The sequence below is a fragment of the Inquilinus sp. YAF38 genome (assembly GCF_052113205.1).
Classification (GTDB): domain Bacteria; phylum Pseudomonadota; class Alphaproteobacteria; order DSM-16000; family Inquilinaceae; genus Inquilinus.
The window spans coordinates 1-2,959 of record NZ_JBFRCU010000188.1 but is presented as its reverse complement, the minus strand read 5'-3'; the positions used below and the strand labels follow the sequence as shown (position 1 = coordinate 2,959).

The following is a 2,959-nucleotide window of genomic DNA, read 5'->3' as shown; positions in this document are numbered from 1 at the left end:
AGAAGTCCCTGCCGCCGCCGCCGTTCAGCGTGTCGGCGCCAGCTCCACCCCGCAGCACGTCGTCACCGCCGCCGCCGTTGAGGCTGTCATCCCCGTCGAACCCGATGAGCGCGTTGCCCAGGGCGTTGCCGGTCATCACGTCGTCGTGATTGCTGCCGTTGATCGTCTCGACGTCATCGGCGATCGTATCGCCCTCGGCCGTGCCGCCGGTGTTGACCTGGGTCTGGAGGTTGATCGTCACGCCGACGGCGCTGTCCCAGTAGCTGGCAGTGTCGTAGTCGGCACCGCCGGCCAGGTGGTCGGCACCGGCGCCGCCGCGCAGGATGTCGCCACCGGCACCACCGGTCAGCTGGTCATCGCCGTTGCCGCCCTCGAGCGTGTCCCAGCCGGCGCCGCCGTCGAGCACGTCGTTGCCGTTCAGGCCCGACAGGATGTTGTTTGCAGCATCGCCGGTCAGGGTGTCGCCGAAGGCGCTGCCCTGCAGGTTCTCGACATTCGTCAGCGTGTCGCCCTCGGCGTAGCCGCCGGTGTTGGCGTTGGTTGCCAGGTTGACCGTCACCCCGGATCCGCTGCCGTTGTAGTCGGCCGTGTCGACGCCGGCGCCGCCGTCGATCGCATCGGCCCCCGCGCCCCCATTCACGGCGTCATTGCCGTCGCCGGCAATGACCGTATCGTTGCCTGCGGCGCTGTTGATCGTATCGGCGCCGGCGCCGCCATCGATGGTATTGGCGTTCCCGTCACCGATCAGGAGGTCCACGAACGCAGAGCCAGTCAGGTTCTCGATGCTGGTCAGAACATCGCCCGCGGCGTCGCCGCCGCTGCCGGTTCCGGCCGTGAGATTGACCGTGACCCCGGACGTCGCGGCCGAATAAGTTGCCCGGTCGATGCCATCGCCACCGCTAAGGTGGTCAGCTCCCGCAAAGCCCCCGAGGATGTCGTTTCCGGCACCACCGTCGAGCACGTTCGCGCCACCGTCACCGATGACCGTGTCGTCGCCAGCCCCCATGCGCACGTTCTCGATTCCCGAGAGCGTCTCGAACAGCCCGGAGCCATCGCCGGCGAAGACGGCTCGACCGGCAGTCAGGTCGACGGTCACGCCGCCGCCGTAGAAGGTGTAGTCGGCCGTGTCGATACCAGCACCTCCGCTGAAGCTGTCATAGCCATAGCCGCCACTCAGGATGTCATTGCCGTCCCCACCGTTGAGGGTGTCGTCGCCGTCCCCGCCGTCGAGGGTATCGTCGCCGCCATTGCCGAACAGCAGGTTGGCGCCGGCGTCACCGGTTATGACGTCGTTGAGGTTGGTGCCGCCGACATTCTCGATGCCGATCAACTGGTCCCCAGTGGCATCGCCCCCGCTTGCCGAACCGGTGGCAAGGTTGATGGAGACACCGGCGGCAACCGAGAGATAGTAATCGACCGAATCAACGCCGTTCCCGCCGTCGATCACATCGGCTCCCGCGGAAGCATAAATGTGGTCGTCGCCTTCCCCACCGATGAGGGTATCGTCACCGGCTCCGCCGTCCAGCACGTCGTTGCCGTCCAAGCCTTGCAATGAATTGTTGGCAGCGTTACCTACGAGCACATCATTCAAGAAGGATCCGACTAGATTCTCAATTTCACTCAACACGTCCCCGGCAGCGTCGCCCCCGCTTCCAATGCCGGTGGAAAGATCAACACTGACCGCAGTTGGCGAGCTCCAATAATTGACCAGGTCAATACCGTCCCCGCCATTGATGATATCGGCGCCCCCAAGGCCATCCAAGACATCGTCGCCAGCCAAGCCGCTGATTGTATCACTATCGGCTGTGCCGACGAGATTATCAGCGCCCTCAGTTCCGTTGATAACGGTCATAGTCAATTCCCCCTCTCATGCTTAACGCGCCGCGTCTGCGGCGCAGTGGTCACAGTTCCGCTAGTCGCGCTTCACCATTCCGAGTCGCCGCGCACCTAGATCGGTTATGAATCCGTTATGCGATCACACCGGCCCTGGCGGGAATAACGCCAAAGATCCACTGCGTTCGCTGCATAAACGGGATGGCCATGACGCTTTGGCCGTACAGCCTGGGTTGCGTTCTATGACCTGCATTGTCGCCGCGCCCCGATATGCATTCGCGTTAGGAATGTGAAGTATGTCCTGCAAAAGCGCAATGAGAAAGGTTCGCATTAAGGACACTAATAGGATTTTATGTAAAATGATCCTAACCTTCCGAATCCCTAGCCTGGACGGGCGCTGGAGGAGATACTGGGCGGGCCGCTATTCAAGCGGTCCAAGCGCGTATCCTGATAACCCCGCCAGGCGAATCCATCGTTGCCCGGACGCGGCGTATCCTCGCCGAAACCCAGGATCGGCTGCTGGCCGCAGTCATGTCCGCTCCGGGGCGCAGACGCGGATGACTGGTTCGGGCCACCTTCGCCGTGGGGCGTGACCAAGAACCTGCCGGGTGCGGTTGATTCGGGTGATGTCCGCTGTTGGAGCGCCCGCGTCGCGGCCGCATGTGGCGCACTCCGGTCGAAATCTGCGCGCCGGCGTCGGCGGGGCCTGCACCTGCAAGTGAATGGCCGGGTTCGCTCCAGCTGCAGGACTGGATGGCCACGGCGCTGCGCGCCTCGCCATGACGAGGCGGAGCTTCAAAAATGGACTGCACCCCTGGACTGAGACAGAAGCATCAGGGCGAGATGGGCGATCGCCGGGAGGGTCTCACCGGCGCGCCAGCGACAGGTCCGTCGTCACCCTGGGCACGCCGTGGTCCCCGCTATCCGTCACCAGGATCTGGAGCCGGTCGGGACCCAGGCTGACGATCCGCAGACCGGCCGTCATGTGGCCGTTGACCGGCTGGGGCCAACTGATGAGGAGATCGATGGCCGGGCCTGCCAGCTGGCCGGTCAGCCGCGCCGGCCCGACCTTCGAACCGGTATAGGTGCCGGTCATCCGGCCGGTCTGGGGATCGAGGGACAGGTC

At 64.4% G+C, this 2,959-nt stretch carries 2 protein-coding genes; both read right to left on the bottom strand.

What is annotated here, in order from left to right; genetic code table 11:
• The coding region (locus tag AB4Z01_RS36070) for a calcium-binding protein (protein WP_441701645.1) at positions 1 to 1,852 on the bottom strand (1,852 nt) is incomplete at its 3' end.
• 846 nt (positions 1,853 to 2,698) lie between these two features.
• On the bottom strand, positions 2,699 to 2,959 hold a 261-nt coding region (locus AB4Z01_RS36065), incomplete at its 5' end, for a hypothetical protein (protein ID WP_441701644.1).